This window comes from Methanobrevibacter sp. (assembly GCF_045577275.1).
Lineage (GTDB): Archaea > Methanobacteriota > Methanobacteria > Methanobacteriales > Methanobacteriaceae > Methanobrevibacter.
In genome coordinates, this window is the sequence record NZ_JAZNIB010000010.1 from 1 (window position 1) to 5,278 (window position 5,278).

5 protein-coding genes are annotated in these 5,278 nt (G+C 34.1%); 3 read left to right on the forward strand and 2 right to left on the reverse strand.

The window, feature by feature from the left end; translation table 11 throughout:
- Positions 1-284: 284 nt before the first annotated feature.
- Together ACKI67_RS00280 and ACKI67_RS00285 are read right to left on the reverse strand one after the other, a co-directional pair.
- Positions 285-623 (reverse strand): P-II family nitrogen regulator, encoded by a 339-nt coding sequence (locus ACKI67_RS00280; protein ID WP_407461378.1) that lies wholly within the window; start codon positions 621-623, stop codon positions 285-287.
- A gap of 33 nt (positions 624-656) precedes the next feature.
- The gene (locus ACKI67_RS00285) at positions 657-1,868 is read right to left on the reverse strand and encodes an ammonium transporter (RefSeq protein ID WP_407461379.1); all 1,212 of its coding nucleotides are present in this window, start codon (positions 1,866-1,868) and stop codon (positions 657-659) included.
- Between the two features lie 416 nt (positions 1,869-2,284).
- Here ACKI67_RS00285 and ACKI67_RS00290 point away from each other — a divergent pair, with 416 nt between their 5' ends.
- From ACKI67_RS00290 to ACKI67_RS00300, 3 genes are all read left to right on the forward strand, one after another.
- A complete protein-coding gene (locus ACKI67_RS00290; protein ID WP_407461380.1) occupies positions 2,285-2,695 on the forward strand; it encodes a hypothetical protein in 411 nt (136 codons plus the stop codon).
- A 239-nt stretch (positions 2,696-2,934) separates the two neighbouring features.
- Positions 2,935-3,504: a cupin domain-containing protein gene (locus ACKI67_RS00295; RefSeq protein WP_407461381.1), complete on the forward strand. Its 570-nt coding sequence runs from the start codon at positions 2,935-2,937 to the stop codon at positions 3,502-3,504.
- Positions 3,505-3,574: 70 nt separating this feature from the next.
- Entirely contained in the window at positions 3,575-5,239 is a 1,665-nt protein-coding gene (locus ACKI67_RS00300; protein ID WP_407461382.1) for an AMP-binding protein, read from the forward strand.
- Positions 5,240-5,278 lie beyond the last annotated feature (39 nt).

Sequence of the window (5,278 nt, forward strand, 5' to 3'; positions counted from 1 at the left end):
AAAAAATAAATTTGAATATAATTCTAAATAAATAAAAATTGTTAAAATATACTTAAAGAATATTAAATTCTAAATAAACAAAAAATTGTTAAAAATTAATTTTATAAGAAAAAATAGTTGGAAACACTCCAAAAGAAATAAAAAATAATTTTAATAAGAAAAAAATGTTAGAAATACTCCCAACAGTTAAAAAGATTTTGATCCAGGTTTTGCGCCCGAAGGGCGGAAAAGCTGGGAGTTTTGGTCAAGGTTTTGCGTTGCCGAAGGCAACGTAAAAGCTTGAGTTATACAGCATCAGAACCTCTTTCACCAGTTCTGATTCTGATTACTTCAGCTACATCGGAAACGAAAATCTTTCCATCCCCAATCTCACCAGTACGCGCACTTTCAATGATGACATCCAAAATGCGCTCTAAATCTTCATCATTTAAAACCAATTCAAGACGGGTCTTAGGAATAAGATCAATGCAATAGCTGGAACCTCTATAGGATTCCCTGATACCCATTTGCCTACCTCTTCCTTTAACCTCTGATACAGTCATTCCTTCACAGCCAGCATCAAGCAAAGCTTTTTTCACACTTTCAAACTTTTCCTGACGAATGACAACAATTATCCTTTTCATATATATCACCTAATTTTTACATATGCCTAGAATTTATAACCTATATCCTGATTCTGAATGCAAGTTTGCATCAAGACCTTCAATTTCAGCCTTTTCTTCAACTCTGATTCCGATTGTCTTATCAAGGATTTTAGCTAGAATTATACTAATTACAAATGCATAAACCATTGTTACAATCACACTAATGATCTGGATAGTGAGCTGACCTGGATTTCCAAACAACAATCCTGATGCTTCATTAATAAGAGGTGAAGCAAATATACCAGTAGCTATTGCACCCCAAATACCTGAAAGACCATGGACTCCAAATACATCCAATGCATCATCATATCCTAATTTTGATTTTAAGTAATAAATTGCATAGTAAGATACAAATGTAGTTACAAATCCTATTATTATAGCTGCAGGAACATCCACAAATCCTGCTGCAGGAGTAATTGCAACAAGTCCAGCAACTCCACCGGTAATAGCACCTAACATTGTAGGCTTTCCACCTTTTACAATATCAATCAATACCCATGTAATCAAAGCTGTAGCTGCTGAAACATTTGAAACTAAGATAGCTGAAGCTGCAAGACCATTAGCAGCAAGAGCGGATCCACCATTGAATCCCATCCATCCAAACCATAGGAATCCTGCACCTAATACTGAATAACCTAAGTTATGAGGAAGTAATGAAGAGTCTTTCCTTTTTCCAAGAACAAGTGCCAATGCCAATGCAGTTACACCTGAATTGATATGTACAACAGTACCTCCTGCAAAGTCTAATGCACCCATTTGCATTAGCCATCCGCCTCCCCATACCCAGTGGGCAATAGGGATATAAACTAAAGTCACCCATGCAACTATAAAAATCATCCATGCAGATGTTTTCATTCTTCCGACAATTGCTCCTGAGACAAGTGCTGCTGTAAGACCTGCAAATGTCAATTGGAACACAATAAACAATATTGTAGGAATTGATCCAGTTAAATCACCAATACCTATTCCGGACATGAAGAAATGTGCCGGTTGAGAAATTAATCCGCCTATACTTACATCCCCAAATGCAAATGGATATCCATAAACTACCCAAATTATACTTGCTATGGAGAATGCGATAAAAGTTAAAAACATTGTATTTAATACATTTTTCCTTTTTGTTAATCCACTATAAAAGAAAGCTACACCAGGGATGCTCATCAATAAGACCAAGATTGTTGCTATGAGTATCCATGCTGTATCTCCTGCACTTAACATAACCATATTATCATTTTCTCATAATTCAATCAGTATAAAAATTTTATTAGTCGGAAGTCGGCTTCCGATTTCCGACATACTCTTATATGTTTCTCAAAATATATAAATGTTTACAACAAAGTATGAAAATGTACAATCAATGGGAATAAGGAATAAAAATGTATATTTAAATAAAAAAATGTATAAAATTGGTCAATTTAAAATAAAATCACCCCTTAACCAATTTAAATAATTTTAAGTGAAAATACTTTATCAAATTAAGAAACTGGCACTTAAAATTACATAAAATATTAAAAACCTAAACATATCACCATAATATATAAATACTAATTTAATATAATTTAATAATGTATATTAGATTTGAATAAATTATAATATATATGTGGAATGAATTTTGAAGATGATTGTTACGAGGTGAGAATTTGAAAGTTGATAAGAAAGCTAACTTCTTGATATTCCTGATTATTGCAATCCTTGCCTTGGGATTGAGTAATTTTGCAGCTGCATTTACAGGAGATCTAGTTATGGGATCATTTCCAGGAATAAATGAAACCGATAAAATGATCGCATTGGATGATGATAACTTTTCTCCAGCTAGTGTCAATGCAGTTTATGAACCAAAAAAAGTGGTAGAAGAAGTTAATGAAACAGACAATTCAACTGACAATTCCACAGATCATATTGATGATGACACTGATGACAAGCCAAATGACAACAGTGACAATCAAAACAGTAACTCTGATTCAAACAATAATGAAAATAGCGGTGATGATTCAGATTCCAAACCGAAACCAAAACCGACACCTAGTGAAGACAGTTCAGATGATGAATAAATCTCAACTCTTTTTTGTTATTGATTTTATAACTTCTTAATTCTATTTTTTTATTTCATTTTGTGAAATTACTCGCTCTTTGAGATATGGAAAACTTTAAAACTTATAAATTTTATTGACTTTAAGAGATTTGGAAAACTTTAAAACTTATAAATTTTACTGACTTAAATTAAATAATATTAATCGAAAAATTGACTAAAAAAATAATAATCTATAATATAATGTATAAAGGTGAAACAATGGAACAAAACAAAGAATTTGCTTTAAAAGTAAAAAGCATTAGAGAAAGACAAAACATGAGTATTGAAGAACTTGCTGAAAAAAGTGATGTAAAGCTTGAAGTTCTCAAAGCTATGGAAAACGGAGAAATCATTCCTTCCCTCACACCACTTACCAAAATGGCAAAAGCTCTTGGTGTAAGACTCGGAACTTTCTTAGACGACACACCACAGCTTGGACCTGTTGTTGTAAGAGGCGGAAAACCTGACAATGTATTATATTTCTCTGGAAGGGAAGACGTTACAAATTCAACCAACTTAGAATTCCACTCATTAGGTGCAGGTAAAATCGATAGAAACATCGATCCATTCATAATCGACATCACCTATGAAAAAGACTATAAATTATCTTCCCACGAAGGAGAAGAATTCATTTATGTATTAGAAGGTGAAATCGAAGTGGAATATGGTAAAGACAAATTTACAGTAGCTGCAGGAGACAGTATTTTCTATGACTCTGTTGTTCCTCACCATTTACACTCTACTGGAGACAATGCTAAAATATTAGCTGTTTTATACACTCCATATTAAATATCTGTATTAAACCTTTATACGAATTTAAATAATTAAAAATTAATGATATAAATTAAATGGTGAGAATATGAGTGAACTATTTACTGAACTTCCAATTGGAAAATTCTTTGAATCACAAGTAGAAAAACAGCCAGATCATGAATTTATTGTTTATCCAGATAGAAACCTCAGATTTACCTACAAGGAGTTTGATGAAAGGGTGGACAATTTAGCAAAAGGTATGCTATCAATTGGTATTGAACCTGGGGACCATGTAGGAATTTGGGCTAAGAATGTGCCTGAATGGTTAACCTTCATGTTTGCATGCGCTAAAATTGGTGCAGCAATCGTAACTGTCAATACCGCTTATCAATCCCATGAATTGGAATATGTGCTAAAGCAATCTGACATGAAAGCAATCGGTATGACTGATGGATTCAGGGATACCAGCTATTTCGATATCATTCACGAGCTTGTTCCTGAAATGTTAACTTCTGCAAGAGGAAATTTAAACAGCGAAAAATTCCCTCACTTAAAATATATTATTCATGTAGGTCAAGAAAAGCACAGAGGAATGTTCAACACCAATGAACTATTATTGCTCGGTATGAACTATGATGATGAAGAATATCAGAAAATCAAGGATGCAGTTACCCAATATGATGTAATCAATATGCAATATACCAGCGGTACTGAAGGATTCCCTAAGGGAGTAATGCTTACAAGCCGTAATATCTTAAATGATGGTTACTACATTGGAGAGAATATGAACTATACTGAAAAGGATAGGCTTCTCCTACAAGTGCCTTTATTCCACTGTTTTGGAACAGTGCTTGGTGTAATGGCTGTAATTACCCATGGATCAACAATGGTTGTACTTGAAGAATATGACCCACTGCTTGCCATTTCCTCAATCCAAAAGGAAAAATGTACCTCCATCTATGGTGTGCCAACAATGTTCATCGGTATGATGAACCATCCAATGTTCGATATGTTTGACATGTCTTCACTTAGAACTGGTATCATGGCAGGTTCCACCTGTCCAGTCGAAACCATGAAAGACGCAATCAATAAGATGAACATGAAAGAGATTACCAGCGTATATGGTCTTACAGAAGCAGGACCTGGATTTACTCAAACCAATGCAGCGGATTCATTTGAGAAGAAAATCAGTACTGTAGGAAGAAAATTCCCTAATATTGAAGTAAAAATCATAGACCCTGAAACAGGAGAGGAACTTGGACCTGGTGAAACAGGAGAAATCATGTGCAGAGGTTTCAATGTAATGAAAGGATACTACAATATGCCTGAAAAGACTGCTGAAACCATTGAACCTGATGGATGGCTACACTCTGGAGACTTGGCTACCGTTGATGAAGACGGTTACTACAGTATCGTAGGAAGAATTAAAGATATGATCATCCGTGGTGGAGAAAACATCTATCCAAGAGAAATCGAAGAGTATCTCTTTACCCATGAATGTGTACAGGATGTACAAGTAGGAGGTATTCCTGATGAGAAATACGGTGAAATCGTAGGAGCCTTCATCATTAAAGAGCCAGGATTCGAAGATGTAACCGAAGCAGACATCAGAGATTTCTGTATTGGTAAGATTGCAAGATATAAAGTTCCTAAATATGTATTCTTTGTAGATGAATTCCCACTTACCACAAGTGGTAAAATCCAAAAATACAAATTAGGAGAACTTGGTTTAAAACTTCTTGAAGAAAGAAGAGAAAGAGGAGAATTATAATTCTCCCAATTTACTTTTTTTATTTTTTTTAACTTTTTT

Coding starts and splice junctions, on each gene's coding strand:
- ACKI67_RS00280 (WP_407461378.1), bottom strand. CDS start 623: ATGAAAAGGATAATTGTTGTCATTCGTCAGGAAAAGTTTGAAAGTGTG.
- ACKI67_RS00285 (WP_407461379.1), bottom strand. CDS start 1,868: ATGGTTATGTTAAGTGCAGGAGATACAGCATGGATACTCATAGCAACA.
- ACKI67_RS00295 (WP_407461381.1), top strand. CDS start 2,935: ATGGAACAAAACAAAGAATTTGCTTTAAAAGTAAAAAGCATTAGAGAA.
- ACKI67_RS00300 (WP_407461382.1), top strand. CDS start 3,575: ATGAGTGAACTATTTACTGAACTTCCAATTGGAAAATTCTTTGAATCA.